The 16,784-nt window shown below is 69.2% G+C and carries 15 protein-coding genes; 7 read left to right on the top strand and 8 right to left on the bottom strand.

The features are described from left to right. Positions 1 to 213: 213 nt before the first annotated feature. Both AC1DTW_RS23885 and AC1DTW_RS23880 read right to left on the bottom strand, forming a co-directional pair. Entirely contained in the window at positions 214 to 591 is a 378-nt protein-coding gene (locus AC1DTW_RS23885) for a GtrA family protein (RefSeq protein WP_477983895.1), read from the bottom strand. Next, positions 588 to 2,129 (bottom strand): glycosyltransferase family 39 protein, encoded by a 1,542-nt coding sequence (locus tag AC1DTW_RS23880; RefSeq protein WP_477983894.1) that lies wholly within the window; start codon positions 2,127 to 2,129, stop codon positions 588 to 590. The genes AC1DTW_RS23885 and AC1DTW_RS23880 overlap by 4 nt, the downstream gene beginning before the upstream one ends. Positions 2,130 to 2,247: 118 nt before the next feature. Here AC1DTW_RS23880 and AC1DTW_RS23875 point away from each other — a divergent pair, with 118 nt between their 5' ends. Both AC1DTW_RS23875 and AC1DTW_RS23870 read left to right on the top strand, forming a co-directional pair. After that, entirely contained in the window at positions 2,248 to 2,496 is a 249-nt protein-coding gene (locus tag AC1DTW_RS23875) for an AbrB/MazE/SpoVT family DNA-binding domain-containing protein (protein WP_477983893.1), read from the top strand. A 2-nt stretch (positions 2,497 to 2,498) separates the two neighbouring features. After that, positions 2,499 to 2,903: a type II toxin-antitoxin system VapC family toxin gene (locus tag AC1DTW_RS23870; protein WP_477983892.1), complete on the top strand. Its 405-nt coding sequence runs from the start codon at positions 2,499 to 2,501 to the stop codon at positions 2,901 to 2,903. A gap of 88 nt (positions 2,904 to 2,991) precedes the next feature. Here the strand turns inward: AC1DTW_RS23870 and AC1DTW_RS23865 are convergent, their stop codons facing one another. The 6 genes from AC1DTW_RS23865 to AC1DTW_RS23840 all read right to left on the bottom strand — a co-directional run bounded on the left by AC1DTW_RS23865 (position 2,992) and on the right by AC1DTW_RS23840 (position 8,689). After that, complete coding sequence (locus AC1DTW_RS23865) at positions 2,992 to 3,999, bottom strand: Bug family tripartite tricarboxylate transporter substrate binding protein (RefSeq protein WP_477983891.1); 1,008 nt, start codon at positions 3,997 to 3,999, stop codon at positions 2,992 to 2,994. A gap of 228 nt (positions 4,000 to 4,227) precedes the next feature. Beyond that, positions 4,228 to 4,410 carry a hypothetical protein gene (locus tag AC1DTW_RS23860; protein WP_477983890.1) on the bottom strand — a complete coding sequence of 61 codons (183 nt, stop codon included), beginning with the start codon at positions 4,408 to 4,410 and terminating at the stop codon, positions 4,228 to 4,230. Further along, positions 4,410 to 4,625 (bottom strand): hypothetical protein, encoded by a 216-nt coding sequence (locus tag AC1DTW_RS23855; protein ID WP_477983889.1) that lies wholly within the window; start codon positions 4,623 to 4,625, stop codon positions 4,410 to 4,412. The genes AC1DTW_RS23860 and AC1DTW_RS23855 overlap by 1 nt, the downstream gene beginning before the upstream one ends. A 269-nt stretch (positions 4,626 to 4,894) precedes the next feature. Then, the gene (locus tag AC1DTW_RS23850) at positions 4,895 to 6,622 is read right to left on the bottom strand and encodes an ABC transporter ATP-binding protein (RefSeq protein ID WP_477983888.1); all 1,728 of its coding nucleotides are present in this window, start codon (positions 6,620 to 6,622) and stop codon (positions 4,895 to 4,897) included. Positions 6,623 to 6,701: 79 nt separating this feature from the next. Next, positions 6,702 to 7,754: an ABC transporter permease gene (locus tag AC1DTW_RS23845; protein ID WP_477983887.1), complete on the bottom strand. Its 1,053-nt coding sequence runs from the start codon at positions 7,752 to 7,754 to the stop codon at positions 6,702 to 6,704. Then, complete coding sequence (locus tag AC1DTW_RS23840; RefSeq protein WP_477983886.1) at positions 7,751 to 8,689, bottom strand: ABC transporter permease; 939 nt, start codon at positions 8,687 to 8,689, stop codon at positions 7,751 to 7,753. Before AC1DTW_RS23840 ends, AC1DTW_RS23845 begins: the two co-directional genes overlap by 4 nt. A gap of 314 nt (positions 8,690 to 9,003) precedes the next feature. Here AC1DTW_RS23840 and AC1DTW_RS23835 point away from each other — a divergent pair, with 314 nt between their 5' ends. The 5 genes from AC1DTW_RS23835 to AC1DTW_RS23815 are packed head-to-tail and all read left to right on the top strand — an operon-like array spanning position 9,004 to position 16,757. Further along, complete coding sequence (locus AC1DTW_RS23835; protein ID WP_477983885.1) at positions 9,004 to 10,809, top strand: ABC transporter substrate-binding protein; 1,806 nt, start codon at positions 9,004 to 9,006, stop codon at positions 10,807 to 10,809. Beyond that, positions 10,806 to 12,620, top strand: coding sequence for an ABC transporter substrate-binding protein (locus AC1DTW_RS23830; RefSeq protein WP_477983884.1), 1,815 nt, complete (start codon positions 10,806 to 10,808; stop codon positions 12,618 to 12,620). Before AC1DTW_RS23835 ends, AC1DTW_RS23830 begins: the two co-directional genes overlap by 4 nt. A gap of 23 nt (positions 12,621 to 12,643) precedes the next feature. Beyond that, positions 12,644 to 13,099, top strand: a complete 456-nt coding sequence (locus AC1DTW_RS23825; RefSeq protein WP_477983883.1) for a nuclear transport factor 2 family protein — start codon at positions 12,644 to 12,646, stop codon at positions 13,097 to 13,099. An 11-nt stretch (positions 13,100 to 13,110) separates the two neighbouring features. Beyond that, on the top strand, positions 13,111 to 14,919 hold the full coding sequence (locus AC1DTW_RS23820) for an ABC transporter substrate-binding protein (protein ID WP_477983882.1): 1,809 nt from the start codon (positions 13,111 to 13,113) through the stop codon (positions 14,917 to 14,919). A gap of 14 nt (positions 14,920 to 14,933) precedes the next feature. Further along, on the top strand, positions 14,934 to 16,757 hold the full coding sequence (locus tag AC1DTW_RS23815; protein WP_477983881.1) for an ABC transporter substrate-binding protein: 1,824 nt from the start codon (positions 14,934 to 14,936) through the stop codon (positions 16,755 to 16,757). Positions 16,758 to 16,784 lie beyond the last annotated feature (27 nt).

The raw sequence follows: 16,784 nt of genomic DNA, 5'->3' as shown, positions 1-16,784 counted from the left end.
GGGCAAGGGTGCGCGAGGCCGTGTGCCTCTGGCACACAACGAGCGCACAACGCGGCCCTGCGGCCTGCGGCACCCCGGCCCTTCGGGTGATCTCAGCAAACAGGCGCCCGCCGCGTTGCAAATGCTCGCCGTAGCCGCGGTACGGCTGCGCTTTGCGCCTTGCGGGCGCCTGTTTGCTGAGTCACGCGAGCCCTCCCATAGCGTTAACAGGCCCTAGCGGAAGGTCCAGGCCCGGTTGATCGCGAACGTCAGCACGAGGCTCGCGAGTGTCGCGACCGCCTGCGCGATCAGGTAGTGGATGCTCAGACGCACGCCGAGGCCGACGATCGCCATCCCGAGCAACGCGCCGAGCAGCGCCGTCAGCATGAAGCGCGGCCACGACGCGCGCATCGCGCCGCGGTGGCCGAACGTGAACCAGCGATTGCCGGCATACGCGAGTTGCGCGCCGACGACCGCACCGAAGCCCGAGGCCAGGTACGCCGGCCAGCCGGCCAGCTCGACGCACAGCACCAGCGTCAGGTAGTGCGCCGCCGTGGCGACCGCGCCAACGCTGCCGTAGCGGACGAAGTGGCGCCGCACGATCGCGCTCATGGCCGTGCGCAGGCCCGGCCCGGCACGCGCCAGAGCTCGCTGCGCTTGTCGGCGAACGCACGCGCCGCGCCCGGCTGGCTCGAGACGGCCGCGCCATGGCCGACCGGCACGATGAACCACACCGCGCTCGCGCCGCAGGCGAGCGTGCCGACATCGCTCGCGGGCCGCAGCAGCGTGCGCGCCAGCGCGGGGTCGAAGCGCGCGGCGTCGAAGATCTCCTTGCGCCAGTTGTCGCGCCGCGGGATCTCCGGGTCGGCCCAGTCGCCGGTGATGACCACCGGGCGCGAAAGCCGGGCGTAGAACGGCACGTCGTAGTCGTACTCGTCGACCATCACGACGGTGTCGGTCGCGCCGATGCCATGGGCCAGCGCCAGCGCCAGCGCGCGGTTCGAGGGCGTGCCCTTCCAGACCGCGACCGCGACGATCGCGACGCAGGCCAGCGCCGCGGCGCCCATCAGCCAGCGCCACGCGCCGCTGCGGCCGGCCGCGATCGCGAGCGCGAGCAGCGCGCACCACGGCGCGAGCGCCGGCAGCGCGTAGCCGACGAGCTTGGAGCTCGGGATCGAGAAGAAGCCGACGATCGCGATCGTCCACCACGCGTACAGCGCGAGCGTCGGCGTCGGCACGGCCCCCGCGCGGCGCAGCGCGGCCGGCAGCCAGACGCTCCACGGCAAGGTCAGCAGCGGCAGCACGACGATGAAGAACCACGCGCCGTGCACGTTGTTGAAGTTCGACTGCGCGTAGCGGCGGAAATGCTGCTCCATCACGAAGTAGTCGAAAAAGCCCGGGTAGCGCAGCTGCATCGCGACGAACCACGGCAGTGCGACCAGCGCGAACGCGAGCAGCGCCAGCGGGTGCAGCAGCCCCGGCAGCTGGCGCCAGCGCCGCTGCGCGAGCAGCCACGGGCCGATCACCAGCGCCGGCAGCACGAGGCCGATCAGGCCCTTCGCGAGCACCGCCAGCGCGCACAGCAGCCAGCCGGCGACGAGCCAGCGCAGTTCGATGCGGGTCGTCGATTCGAGCGCACGCGCCAGCGCCAGCACCGCGCAGGTGATCAGGCCGCCGACCAGCATGTCGTGGTTCGCGTACTGGCCGCCGATGAAGAAGAACGGCGTCGTCGCGAGCACGCCGAGCGCGATCGCCGCGGTGCGTGGCCCGTGCCAGCGCCGCATCGCGAGGAACAGCGCCGCGCCCATCAGCCACGCGCCGACTGCCGAGCCGAAGCGACCCGCGAACTCGTGCGCGCCGAACAGCTGCATGGCCGCGATGTCGAGCCAGTAGAACAGCGGCGGCTTGTGGAAGAACGGCAGGCCGTTCAAGGTCGGCACGAGCCCGTCGCCATGCCACATCGCGCGCGCGACCTCGGCGTAGCGGCCCTCGTCGGGCAGCAGCAAGGCGCGCAGGCCGAGCGTCGCGAGCAGCCACAGGGCGAGCAGCGCGAGCAGGGCGGGCCCCGACTGCAGCCTCGACACCTGCGGCGACCCCTGCTGAGGCGCGGCGACGAGGGGGTCGCGTCGGTCGTTCGGAGAATCGGACATCGGGGGTCGGCGGGGTGCTCGGTCGGCGCGCCATTAGACCATCGGGGCCCAGCCATCGCGGCGCGGCGCCGATGTATTACCATAGGGCCTTCGGGTAACACTTCGGGGGAGCGCCGCCATGTCCACCACGCTGACCAGCAAGGGCCAGGTCACGATCCCCAAGCGGATTCGCGATGCGCTGCGGCTGGCGCCCGGCGCGGCCGTCGATTTCGCGGTCGACGCTGCGGGTCAGGTGGTCCTGATGCCGGCCGCGCCGCCCTCCGGCAAACGCCGGGCACCGGGCGATCGCTTCGATGCGGTGCGCGGGCAGGCCGATGTCAAGTGGCGGACGCGTGATCTGATGAAGCTGCTGCGCACGGACGACTGAGCTTGCTGCTGGTCGACACCAACGTCCTGGTCGACGTGCTGCAGGACGACCCGGAGTGGGCCGACTGGTCGATCCGCCAGTTGCGGGCGCAGGCGCAAATCCATGCGCTGGCGATCAACCCGATCGTCTATGCGGAGTTGTCCTTGTCGTTCTCGACCGTGGAGGCGCTCGACGCCGTCGTCAAGCGCATGGAACTGGCGTTCGAGCAGGTGCCCCGTCCGGCGCTGTTTCTCGCCGGCAAGGCCTTCGCGCTGTACCGGCGGCGCGGCGGCAGCAAGGCGCAGGTCTTGCCCGATTTCATCATCGGCGCGCATGCGGCGGTCGCGGGCTGGCCCTTGTTGACGCGCGACGCGGCGCGCTACCGGAGCTACTTTCCGAGCCTGCAGGTGATCGCGCCACCGGCCTGACTCGCGCGCCGCTCTCGAGCAAATGTGGCTCTGCCACTTTGCTTGACCCTTGGGGGCGGGAATGTCGAAGACATTTCCTGGGGGTGCTTCAGTCCACCTTCGCGCCCGACACCTTCACGACCTGTGCCCACTTCTTCGTCTCCGCGGCGATGAACTTCGCGAACTCGGCCGGCGGCTGGCCGCCGGGGATCGCGCCCTGCGCCTGCAGCCGCTCCTTCAGCAGCGGCGTCTGCAGCGCCTTCGCGGTCTCCTGCTGGACCCGGTTGACGATGTCCGTCGGCGTGCCGGCCGGCGCGAGCAGCCCGAACCACGAGCTCGCGTCGAAGCCTTTCACCGGCCCGGCCTCGGCGATCGTCGGCACGTCGGGCAGCGCCGTGCTGCGCTGCGCGCTCGTCACCGCCAGCGCCTTCAGCTTGCCGGACTTGATGTGCGGCAGCGCCGACGGCAGGTTGTCGAACATCAGGTCCATCGTGCCGCCGATCAGGTCGAGCAGCGCGGGGCCCGAGCCGCGGTACGGGAAATGGACCATGTAGGTCCCGGTCATGCTCTTGAACAGCTCGCCGCTCAGGTGGATCGAGGTGCCGTTGCCGCTCGAGGCCATGTTCAGCTTGCCGGGATGCGCCTTCGCATAGCGGATCAGGTCGGCGACGTTGCCGATGCCGGCGGCTTCGGCCTTCGCCGGGTTCATCACCAGCACGTTCGGCACGCCGGCGACGAGCACGATCGGCACGAAGTCGCGCACCGGATCGAAGCTCATCTTCGGGTAGAGCGAGGCGTTGATCGCCTGCGTGCCGACGGTGCCCATCAGCAGGTTGTAGCCGTCGGGCGGCGACTTCGCGATCGCGTCGGCGCCGAGGTTGCCGCCGGCGCCGGGTCGGTTGTCGATGATGAAGGTCTGGCCGAAGGCCTTGCCGAGCTCGGGCGCGAGTGCGCGCGCGAGGATGTCGGTGGTTCCGGCCGGCGCGAACGGCACGACGATGCGCACCGGCTTGGTCGGCCAGTTCGCGTCGGCGCGGGCAATCGCTGGCCAGAGCGCCGCGGGCACGAGCAGCGAGCCGGCGCCGGCGAGCAGGCGGCGGCGATCGATCGAATGCATGGAGGGATCCTTCTGAACTGCATGGGTTGCGCGAGAGTGTCGCGCGGCGCACCGCACAGCGTTCAGAGGGCTTGCCCGAAGGCATTGGGCGACGGGCCGAGGCCGGCCGCCCGGAAGAAAAGAAGGGAAGCGGGACAGTAAGTTGCCGTGGCTCGCTCTCGACACCGCCCCGGCCTGCCCGCTCCCCTCAGGACGTTAGTTTCGTCCGCAAAACTGTGTGTCGCGCGCTCAGCGCGACGCCGGCCGCAGGAACAGCGACAGCTGCGCCGGCGCATGCGCGGTCTGCAGAACCCGGAACGGCAGGCGTTGTGGCGTGGCCTGCAGGACCGGCGCCTTGCGCTGCGGCAGCACCGAGGTGGCGGCGGCGCGCCCGCTTGCGCTGGTGTTCTTCATCATCGGTGACGTGCTCATCAAACCCCCGGATGGCTGCTGTTGCGTGCGCCCAGATCGAAGTGCGGGCCGGTCACCGGCATCAGCACGCTGGCGGCGTGGCTCATCCAGTCGGAGAGCTCCAGCGTCGTCGGCAGCCGCTGCGCGACCGGTTGCGCCAGGCGCAGCACCGACGAGGCGCCACCGCGGCAGCGCGGGTTGGCGGGCCGCGAGCGGCGCGGGGCAACAGACTTCACAGTGCGATTCAGCGGCATGGCAACGACGTCCTTGTGGGTGCTCGGCCCGGCGCCGCGTCGAGGCGGCATCTCGGGTGCTGTGAGCCAACACCAGCGCAACGTCTGTGCCATGCCCGTTCGATGCCGCAGTGGCGGTGGGCCGACCGAAATTTGACGCCGAATCGAACAACTGCCTACGAAATGTGACGCACTCGTAAGAGATGCGTTACAGGTTCGACCGGATTCGTCGGGCGCCAAAGTCATGCTGCGGCCCCGTACCCACGCGAGCATCAGGCGGCCGCGCGGTACCCGCGCGGAATCGCGCCCAGCAGCCGCCGCGTGTAGTCCTGCTGCGGCGCATCGAGGATCTGCTCGACGCTGGCCTGCTCGACGACCTCGCCGTCCTTCATCACCAGCACCTCGTCGGCCATGAAGCGCACGACCGCGAGGTCGTGGCTGATGAAGATGTAGGCGAGGCCGAGCTCGTCCTGCAGGTCTTTCAGCAGGTTCAGCACCTGCGCCTGGACCGAGACATCGAGCGCGCTGACGGCCTCGTCGAGCACCAGCACCTCGGGGTCGAGCGTCAGGCAGCGCGCGATCGCGACGCGCTGGCGCTGGCCGCCGGAGAACTCGTGCGGGTACTTGTCCATCGCCGCCTCGTCGAGGCCGACCTTGACCAGCAGCGCGCGGGCGCGCGCTTCGCGCGCGTCGTTGTCCTTGCCGATGGCGTGGATCGTCATCGGCTCGACCAGCGTCTGGCCGACCGTGAAACGCGGGTTCAGCGACGCGTACGGGTTCTGGAACACGACCTGGATGCGCTTGCGCATCGGCAGCATCGCCGCCTTGCTCAGCGCCAGCAGGTCGGTGCCGTCGAACGTGACGCGGCCGCCGACCGGCCCGCCGCTGGGCTCGTGCAGGCGCAGCAGCGCCAGCCCCATCGTCGTCTTGCCCGAGCCGGATTCGCCGACCACGCCGAGCGTGTGGCCCTGGCGCAGCTTGAAGGTCGCGCCCTTCACGGCGCGGAACTCCTTGCGGCCGAACACGCCGCTTTGGAGCCAGAAGCTCTTCGTCAGGCGGCTCGCCTCGATGATCACGCGCGCGTTCGGGTCCTTCGGCTTCGCGACGCCGGCCGCGGCGTGCGCGGCGACCCCGCCGTTGCCCTGCGCCGCGATGTGCGCGTCGATCACCATCAGGCGCGGCGCGCGCTGCTCCAGCGTCGGCCGGCACGCGAGCAGTGCCTTGGTGTAGGCATCTTTCGGGTTGGCGAAGATGCCGGCGACCGCGCCTTGCTCGCGCACCGCGCCGTGGCGCATCACGACGACGTGGTCGGCGATCTCGCCGACGACGCCGAGGTCATGGCTGATGAACAGCATGCTCATCTGGCGCCGCGCCTTGAGCCCGGCGAGCAGCTCCATGATCTGGCGCTGGATCGTCACGTCGAGGGCGGTCGTCGGCTCGTCGGCGATCAGCAGCTTGGGCTCGCAGGCGAGCGCCATCGCGATCATCACGCGCTGCTGCTGGCCACCCGAGAGCTGGTGCGGGTAGGCCGACAGGCGCCGTTTCGGCTCGGGCATGCCGACCTCGACGAGCAGCGCCTCGGCGCGCTTCATCGCATCGCGCGCGGTCAGGCCGAGGTGCTTCATCAGCGGCTCGCAGATCTGCTGGCCGACCGTGAACACCGGGTTCAGCGAGGTCATCGGATCCTGGAACACGCAGGCGATCTCGCGGCCGCGCAGCTTCTGCAACTCGCTCATCGGCGTGGCGAGCATGTCGCGGCCCTGGAACGTGATCGCGCCGCTGCGCTCGGCGTTGTCGGGCAGCAGGTTCAGGATCGACATCGCGGTGACGCTCTTGCCCGAGCCCGACTCGCCGACCAGCGCGATCGTGGTGTTCTCGGGCACGTCGAAGCTGACGCCGCTGTTGCCACGGCCTACCGCCTCGAAGCGCTGCATCACGCCGTCGACCTTGCCGAGGCGGAACGCGACCCGCAGGTCCTGGATGGAGAGAAGCGTGCTCATTAGGCCTTCCGCCGGGCCGCCCCAAGGGAGGCCTGTGCCCCCTCGGGGGGCAGTGAACGAAGTGAACGTGGGGGCTTCATCATTCGAGGCCCCGCAGCTTGGGATCGAGCGCATCGCGCAGCGCGTCGGTCATCAACGAGAACGCGGTGACGAACACCGCCATGAAGATCGTCGCGGCGGCGAGCTGCCACCAGTGGCCGAGGATCAGCTCGCTCTGCGCCTCCGACAGCATCGTGCCCCACGAGACCTGGTCGACGCCGACGCCCAGGCCCAGGTACGACAGGATCACCTCCGACTTGATGAAGCCGACGACGTGGATCGACAGCTGCACCAGCACGACGTGGCTGACGTTCGGCAGGATGTGGCGGAACATGCGCGAGCTCGTGCTCGCGCCGATCGCCTCGGCCGAGCGCACGTAGTCTCGCACCGCGTGCTTGATGAACTCGGCGCGCACCAGCCGGTAGATCCCGGTCCAGCCCGCGAGGCCGAGGATCAGCACGACCGAGCCGATGCCGCGCCCGAACACCGCCGCGAACGCGAAGATCAGCAGGATGCCCGGCACCGCGGTGAAGACGTTGTAGACCCACTCGAGCAGGTCGCCGAGCCTGCCGCCGAAGAAGCCGGCGACGGCGCCGAGGAATGTGCCGATCAGCGTCGCGAGCACCGCGGCCGAGACGCCGACCAGGATCGAGACCTGTGCGCCCTTGATCGCCTTCGCGAGCACGTCGCGGCCGAGGCGGTCGCCGCCGAACGGCAGCGTCTGCGCCTTGATCGACTCGGTGGTCTGGTACTTCTTCGCCGCCTCGGCCCATTCCTTGTAGCGCGGCGCGAGCGGGTCGACCGCCGAGATGTCGACGTTCGGACCGGTCGGCGTCGCCACCGCGACGCTCTCGGTCTTGGCCGCGGGCCCGGCGAAGGTCGGCGGCGCGTCGGGCACGCCGCGCTCGATCTGCCAGTCGGATGCGACCAGCCCGACACCTGACGCGAGCACGAGCAGCAGGAACAGCACGACGATCACCAGCGAGGTCATGCCGACGTGGTCGGTGCGAAAGCGCAGCGCCGCCGCGTTCCAGACGCCGCGCGCGCGGGCCGCGCTCGGCGTGAGTTGCGGGCTCACCAGCACGGCCGTCATTTCAGCACCACCCGCGGATCGACCAGCTTGTAGAGGATGTCGGTCGCGAGGTTGACGACCATCGTGATCACCGCGATGTAGATCGCGAAGGCCTGGATCACCGGATAGTCGCTGCGGTTCACCGCGAGCAGGATCTCGCGGCCCAGGCCGGGGATCGAGAAGAACACCTCGATCAGGAACGAGCCGACGAAGATGCCCGGCAGCGCGACCGCGACGTTCGTCAGGATCGGGATCAGCGCGTTGCGCAGCACGTGCCTGAGCAGGATCACCGGCTCGGTCAGGCCCTTCGCGCGCGCGGTGCGCACGTAGTCGTGGCCGATCTCGTCGAGGAAGAAGGTGCGGTACAGCCGCGTCGTCGGCGCGAGGGACACCGCGACCGCGAGCATCACCGGCAGCGGCGCGTAGACGCGCAGGTTGGTCCAGACGCTGTCGCTCCAGCCCTGCACCGGGAACAGCCCGAGCTGGAACGCGAACACGTACTGGCCGACGATCACGTAGACCAGGAACGAGATCGACAGCGCGACGGTCGTCAGCACCATGATCGCGCGGTCGGTCAGCGAGCCGCGCACATAGGCCACGCCCATCGCGAACGGGATCGCGAGCAAGGTGTCGAGGATCAGGATCGGCACCATCACCGTCAGCGTCGCCGGCAGGCGGGTCGCGAACAGGTGGCTGACGGCCTCGTTGGTCGCCCAGCTCTTGCCCCAGTCGAAGGTCACGATCTGCTTCAGGAAGATGCCGAACTGCGTCCACAGCGGTTCGTTCAGGCCGAGCTGCGTGCGGATCGCGTCGACCTGCGCCTGGGTGGCATTCAGGCCACCGAGGATCTCGGCGGGGTCGCCGCCGAAGGCCTTGAACAACAGGAACACCAGCAGCACGACGCCGAACAAGGTCGGGATCATCTGCCACAGGCGTCGAATCAGGTAGGCCGCCATGGCTGCACACACTCCTCTTCCAGTCAAATCGGGGCACCGCCCGGGCCGCAGCGCGCTCGTGGCGGGCCGCGGCACCGTGGTGCAAACGAGCGCGAGTCTAGGGCCTCGCGGGAGCGGCTCTGCCCCGCATTTGCCCTTGCGCCGTGCAACGGGCACGCAATTCGCGTGCCCTTGGCGGCTCGCCGGAACGGCGGCGAACCATAGTGCTTGCACCGGGGTCGAACGCTGCCCGCAGCCTCTAGACTCGCGCCTTCGCGTCGGTCGATCGGTCGGCGGCGAGCCGATTCGTCGTGATCCCACAAGGAACGCTGTTCATGTTGTCTGTCTTTCGCGCGGCCGTCTGCGGCGCTGCGCTGTCGGTCGCCGCCGTCGCCTCGCACGGCGCTGAGCCGATCAAGGTGCTGCACTATGCGATGCGCGCCGCCGAGACCGGCTTCGACCCGGCGCAACTCACCGACCTGTATTCGAGCGTGATGGCGTCGAACATGTTCGATGCGCTGTACGAATACGAATTCCTCGCCCGCCCGGTGCGCCTGCGGCCGAGCACCGCCACTGCGCTGCCCGAGGCGTCGGCCGACTTCAAGACCTTCACGATTCGGGTGCGCCCCGGCATCTACTTCAGCGACGACCCGGCGTTCGGCGGCAAGAAGCGCGAGCTCGTCGCCGCCGACTATGTCTACTCGATCAAGCGCCTGTTCGACCCGCGCTGGAAGAGCCCGACCTACCAGACGATGGAGAACAACAAGATCCTCGGCCTGGACGAGCTGCGCCAGGTCGCGATCCGGGACAAGAAGCCGTTCGACTACGACGCGCCGATCGAGGGCCTGCGCGCGCTCGACCGCTACACGCTCCGGTTCAAGCTCGCGCGGCCGAACCCGCGCTTCACCGACGCGCTCAGCGATCCGGCCCGCGTCGGCGCGGTCGCGCGCGAGGTCGTCGAGGCGTACGGCGACAAGATCATGGAGCACCCGGTCGGCACCGGGCCGTACCGGCTCGCCGACTGGCGGCGCAGTTCGCTGATCGCCTTCGAGAGGAACCCGAACTACCGCGACGAGTTCTACAACGAGGACGCGCCTGCCGCCGACCCGCTCGCACAGGCCGCTGCCGCGAAGCTGAAGGGCCGCAAGCTGCCGATGATCGACCGGGTCGAGATCAGCATCATCGAGCAGCCGCAGCCGCGCTGGCTCTCGTTCGTGAATCGCGAGATGGACATCATCTGGCAGGTGCCGGAGGACTTCACCGACATCGCGATCCCGAACAGCCAGGTCGCGCCGAACCTCGCGAAGCAGGGCGTCTACCAGCTGCGCTACCAGCGCAACGACGCATCGATGTCGTACTTCGCGATGGAGAACCCGGTCGTCGGCGGCTACACGCCGGAGAAGGTCGCATTGCGCCGCGCGATTGCGCTCGCGGTCGACGTGAAGCGCGAGATCTTCGAGGCGCGTCGGGGCCAGGCGATCGTTGCGCAGTCGATCGTCCCGCCGGGTTTGTGGGGCTACGACCCGGCGTTCAAGAGCGAGATGGGCGAGTTCGACCGCGCCCGGGCGAAGGCGCTGCTCGACCTGTACGGCTACGTCGACAAGAACGGCGACGGCTGGCGCGACCAGCCCGATGGCACGCCGCTGGTGATCGAGTACGCGACCCAGCCGAACGACCTGGACCGCCAGCTGACGACGCAGTGGCAGAAGAACATGGACGCGATCGGCGTCCGCATGGTCTTCAAGACCGCGCAATGGCCCGAGAACCTGAAGGCCTCGCGCGCCGGCAAGCTGATGATGTGGGGCGTCGCCTGGACCGGCGGACCCGACGGCGAGGAGTTCCTGGTGCTCGGCGACGGCGCCGAGAAGGGCCAGGCGAACCACGCGCGCTTCGACCTGCCCGAATACAACCGGCTGTTCCAGCTCCAGCGCAGCCTGCCCGACGGGCCCGAGCGCATGCAGGCGATCACCCGGATGAAGGAGATCCTGGTCGCCTACATGCCGTACAAGGCGCACGTGCACCGCATCTGGACCGACCTGGCCCAGCCCTGGATCGTCGGCTACCACCGCAACCTGTTCGTCTCCGACTTCTGGCGCTATCTCGACATCGACCCCGCCGAGAAGGCGCGGCGCTCGAAGTGAAGAGCGCCGTTCGTCATTCGCTGGCGTGCCTCGGCGCGGTGCTGCTCGCTGCGCTGCTGGCCGCTGGCGCGCAGGCCGAAGAACCGAAGAAGACGCTTCGCTATGCCTTCGAGGTCGCCGAGACCAGCATCGATCCGGTCAAGATCAACGACCTGTACTCGCGCACGCTGACGCCACACATCTTCGAAGGGCTCTACCACTACGACCACCTCGCGCGGCCGATCAAGATCAAGCCGCTGACCGCCGACGCCATGCCGCAGGTCTCGGCCGACTTCCGCGTCTGGACCATCAAGCTCAAGCCGGGCATCTACTTCGCCGACGACCCGGCCTTCAAGGGCAGGAAGCGCGAGCTCGTCGCGCAGGATTACGCCTACTCGTTCAAGCGCTTCGCCGACCCGGCGAACAAGAGCCCGGTCTGGTCCGAGCTCGAAGCCGAAGGCCTGGTGGGCCTGGCCGAATTGCGCCAGGCCGCGCTCGACAGGAAGCATCCCTTCGACTACGACCGCGAGATCGAAGGCGTGCGCGCGCTCGATCGCTATACGCTGCGCTTCACGCTCACCGAGCCGCGCCCGCGCTTTCACGAGGGCCTCGCGTCGGGCGAGCTCTTCGGCGCTGTCGCGCGCGAGGTGGTCGAGTTCTATGGCGATCAGGCGGAGGCGCATCCGGTGGGCACCGGGCCGTTCAAGCTCGTGCAGTGGCGGCGCAGCTCGTTCCTGGCGTTCGAGCGCAACCCCGACTTCCGCGAGATGCGCTACGACGCCGAGCCCGCGCCCGACGACGCCGAGGGCCAGGCGCTGCTCGCGCGCTTCAAGGGCCGGCGCCTGCCGATGGTCGACCGGGTCGAGATCTCGATCATCGAGGAAGACCAGCCGCGCTGGCTGTCGTTCGTCAACGGCGAGGCGGATCTCGAGTACCGGCTCGGCTTCCAGTTCGTCTCGCAGGCGATGCCAAACGGCAAGGTCGCGCCCAACCTGGCCAAGCGGGGCATCCGCGGCTACCAGGTCATCGAGCCGGCGAGCAACTCGCTGCTTTTCAACATGGAAGACCCGACGGTCGGCGGCTACAGCGCCGACAAGGTGGCGTTGCGCCGTGCGATCGGCCTCGGCATGGACACCGCCACCGAGATCGTCTACGCCTACAGCGGCCAGGGCGTGATCTCGCAGACGCCGCTGCTGCCGTTCACGACCGGCTACGACCCGAAGTACCGGAGCGAGTTCGGCACCTACGACCCGGCCCGCGCGAAGGCCTTGCTCGACCTGTACGGCTACCTCGATCGCGACGGCGACGGCTGGCGCGACATGCCCGACGGCTCGCCGCTGGTGCTGCGGATCTCGACCCAGTCCGACCAGCGCTCGCGCAAGATCGCCGAGGTGATGGACCGCAACATGACCGCGCTGGGCATCCGCAGCGTCTCTACCGTCGCGCAGTGGCCCGAGAACCTGAAGGCCGCACGTGCCGGCAAGCTGCCGATGTGGTCGGTCGGCTCGTCGGCCGACGCCCCCGACGCGATCGGCGCGCTCGCCCGCTACGACAGCCGCCAGATCGGCGGGCAGAACATGGCGCGCTTCAGGATGCCGGCGTTCGATGCGCTCTACGATCGCCTGCAGCAGCTGCCCGACGGTCCCGAGCGCGAGGCCCTGTTCCGGGAGGCCGAGAACCTCGCGGTCGCCTACATGCCCTACAAGTTCAAGCTCAACCGCCTGTCGACCGACATGAGCTACCCGCAGCTGATCGGCTACCGCCACCCGGTGTTCTGGAACGACTGGTGGCAGTACGTCGACATCGACGACACGCTGCGCCCGGCGCGCTGACCCAAGGACTCGAGAGAGCACGCATGAAAGCCAAGTTCCTGACCCGCGTCGCGACCGCCGCCGCCGCGGGCTCGCTCGTTCTGGCCGCCGCGGCACGCGCGGCAGCAACGCCGGAAGCCGAGGTCATGGCGGTCACGCAGGCCGCATGCGACGCGTTCCGGTTGCAGGATTTGCCCGCGCTCGAGCGCTTGCTCGCGCCGGACTTCACGCTCGTCGGCACCGATGCGCAGATCCAGCCCCGCGCGCAGGCATTCGCCGAGGTGCGCGCCGGCGAGCCGACGTACGAGGTCTTCCGCAACCACGACATGACGGCGCGCGTGTATGGCGACGCGGCGGTCGTGCAGGGCATCACGTCGCTGAAGGGGCTGTCGGGCGGCAAGCCGTTCGCGCTCGACGTGCGCTTCACCGACACTTTGATCCGGACTGGCGGCACATGGAAGATCGTCGTCAGCCATGTCACCCTCATTCCGACGCGGTAGTGCGCCATCCCATGAAGACCCTGAAATTCCTGCTGCTCGCCGCCGGCCTCGCCGCCGGGCTCGCCGGCGCGCAGACCGCGCCGTCCGCCGCTGCGCAAAAGGTGCTGCGCTATGCATTCGAGGTCGCCGAGACCAGCCTCGACCCGGCGAAGATCAACGACCTGTACTCGCGCACGCTGACGCCGCACATCTTCGAGGGTCTGTACACCTACGACCATCTCGCGCGGCCGATCCGGATCAAGCCGCTGACGGCCGATGGCATGCCGCAGTCGTCGACCGACTTCCGCGTCTGGACCGTCAAGGTCCGGCCCGGCATCTACTTCGCCGACGATCCCGCGTTCAAGGGCAAGAAGCGCGAACTCGTTGCGCAGGATTACGTTTACGCGTTCAAGCGCTTTGCCGATCCGGCCAACAAGAGCCCGCCCTGGGGCGGGCTCGAACAGGAGCACTTCGAGGGCCTCAACGAACTGCGCAAGGCCGCGCTCGACCAGAAGAAGCCGTTCGACTACGACCAGGAGATCGAAGGCATTCGCGCGCTCGATCGCTACACGCTGCGCTTCAAGGTGCGCGACCCGCGGCCGCGCTTCATCGAGTCTCTCGCGACCGGTGACCTGTTCGGTGCGGTCGCGCGCGAGGTCGTCGAGCACTACGGCGACAAGATCGATGGGCATCCGGTGGGCACCGGGCCGTTCAAGCTCGTCGAGTGGCGGCGCAGCTCCCGCATCGCCTTTGAACGCAACCCCGACTACCGGGAGCGCTTCTACGACGCCGAACCCGCCGCCGACGACGCCGAGGGCCAGGCATTGCTCGCGCGCTTCAAGGGCCGGCGCCTGCCGATGGTCGACCGGGTCGAGATCTCGATCATCGAAGAGGAGCAGCCGCGCTGGCTCTCGTTCGTGAACGGCGAGTCCGACGTCGCGTACCGCGTCGGCTACCAGTTCGCGCCCCAGGCGATGCCGAACGGCAAGGTCGCGCCGAACCTCGCGAAGCGCGGGATTCAAGGCTATCCGGTCGTCGAGGCCGCCGGCAACTACTTCCTGTTCAACATGGAAGACCCGACCATCGGCGGCTACGCACCGGAGCGTGTCGCGCTGCGACGCGCGATCGGTCTGGGCCTCGACGTGAACAAGCTGATCGCCTACGCCTACAACGGCCTGGGCACGCCCGCCCAGGGGCCGACGCTGCCGCACACCAGTGCCTTCGACCCGAAGCTGAAGACCGAATTCAGCGACTACGACCCGGCGCGTGCCCGTGCCTTGCTCGACCTGTACAAGTTCGTCGACCGCGATGGCGACGGCTTTCGCGAGATGCCCGACGGCTCGCCGCTGCTGCTGCGCGTGTCGACCCAGTCGCAGCAGCGTGATCGCAAGATCGCCGAGGTGCTGACGAAGAACATGAAGACGCTGGGCATCCGCGTGCAGTCGGTGATCGCGCAATGGCCCGAGAACCTGAAGGCGGCGCGTGCCGGCAAGTACCAGGTGTGGTCGCTCGGCGGCTCGGCCGCGGCGCCGGATGCCTCGGGTTCGTTTGCGCGTTTCGACAGCCACCAGATCGGCGGTCAGAACATGTCGCGGGTGCGCCTGCCGGCGCTCGACACCTTGTACGAGCGGCTGCAGACGCTGCCCGACGGCCCCGAGCGCATCGCGACCTTCCGCGAAGCCGAGCGCATCGCCGTGGCCTACATGCCCTACAAGTTCACGCTGAACCGGGTTTCGATCGACATGACCCAGCCGCAGCTCGTCGGCTACCGTCGCCCGGTGTTCTGGCAGGACTGGTGGCAGTACGTCGACATCGATGACGCGCGCGCCGTCAAGCGCTGACGCACGTCGCCCCGATGATCGACCGCCGCCGCTGGTCTGCCGCCGCGCTGGGGTCGGTGGTCGGCGCGCTGGCGCTGCCGACGGCGTCGCGCGCGGCCGATGCGGCAGGCGGCAACATTCTGCGCGTGGCGTTCGAGAGCCCGGAGACCGGCTTCGACCCGGCGCAGGTCAGCGACATCTATTCGCTGCGCGTCGCTGCGCACATCTTCGAAGCGCCCTACCACTACGACCCGCTCGCGCTGCCGGTGAAGCCGCGGCCGCTCACCGCGGCGGCGCTGCCCGAGGTCTCGGCCGACTTTCGCGTCTGGACGATCCGGCTGCGGCCCGGCATCTTCTTCGCCGACGACCCGGCGTTCCGCGGTGTGCGGCGCGAGCTGGTCGCGCAGGACTACGTCTACGCGTTCAAGCGCTATTTCGATCCAGCGACGAAGAGCCCGGGCCTGTCGACGATCGAGGATGAAGGCATCGTCGGCCTGAGCGAGCTGCGGGCGGCCGCGCTCGCAGCGCGCAGCGCGTTCGACTACGACGCGCCGGTCGAGGGCCTGCGTGCGCTCGACCGCCACACGCTGCAGATCCGCCTGCAGGCGCCGCGGCCGCGGCTGCTCACGATCCTGTGCAATTCGAGCAACTTCGGCGCGGTCGCGCGCGAGGTCGTCGAGTTCCATGGCGACGCGATCATGGCGCACCCGGTCGGCACCGGCCCGTACCGGTTGAAGTCGTGGCGGCGCGGCTCGCGCATCGAGCTCGAACGCAACCCGGGCTTTCGCGAGATGCGCTACGAGGCCGAGCCGAATGCCGACGACGCGCAGGGCCAGGCCTGGCTCGCGCGCTTCAAGGGCCGGCGCCTGCCGCTGAACGACGGCGTCGAGATCGCCGTGCTCGAAGAAGAGCAGTCGCGCTGGCTCGCGCTGCTCAGCGGCCAGGTCGACTGCGCGCGTGTGCCGGGCTCGTTCACGCAGCACGCGATGCCGAACGGCGTGCTCGCGCCGAACCTCGCGAAGCGCGGCTTCGTCGCGCGGCGCTACGTGAATCCCGACTTCACGATGAGCTGGTTCAACATGGACGACCCGGTCGTCGGCGGCTACACGGCCGAGCGCGTCGCGCTGCGCCGTGCGATCGAGCTCGCCTACGACATCGAACACGAAGTGCGGATCGTGCGCCGCGGCGGCGCCGTCGTCGCGCAGGCGGCGATGGCGCCCGGCACCTACGGCCACGATCCCGCCTACCGCAGCGACAACAGCGGCTTCGACCCGGCGCGCGCGAAGGCGCTGCTCGACACCTACGGCTATCTCGACCGCGACGGCGACGGCTGGCGCGAGCAGCCCGACGGCCAACCGCTGCTGCTGCAGATGGCCACACAAGGCTCGCAGATCGAGCGCCAGTTCGACGAGAACTGGCAGAAGAGCCTCGCGGCGGTCGGCCTGCGCATGCGCTTTCGCGTCGCGCAGTGGCCCGAGAACCTGAAGGCCGCGCGCGCCGGCACGCTGCAGATGTGGAGCCTGGCCTCGACCGCGCCGACGCCCGATGCGCAACGCGCGTTCTCGTACATGTACGGCCGCGCGATCGGCCGCTCGAACTTCGCGCGCTTCCGCCTGCCGGCCTTCGACGCGATCTACGAGCGCATGCTGCAGCTGCCCGACGGCCCCGAGCGCGCCGCGCTGTTCATCGACGCGAGCAAGCTCGTGCTGGCCTACATGCCGTACCGCATCCACGTGCACCGCGTCTACACCGACCTGAACCATCCGTGGGTCACCGGCTGGCGCCAGGCGCCGTTCCGCGACGAGTCGTGGCAGTACGTCGAGGTCGACGCCGCGATGCGCGAGCGCCCGAGCCGCTGATCCGCATCGGTAGTTCCTGCGTTGACG

The sequence above is a fragment of the Rhizobacter sp. P5_A1 genome (genome assembly GCF_056400745.1).
This window is presented reverse-complemented; position numbering and strand designations above follow the sequence as displayed.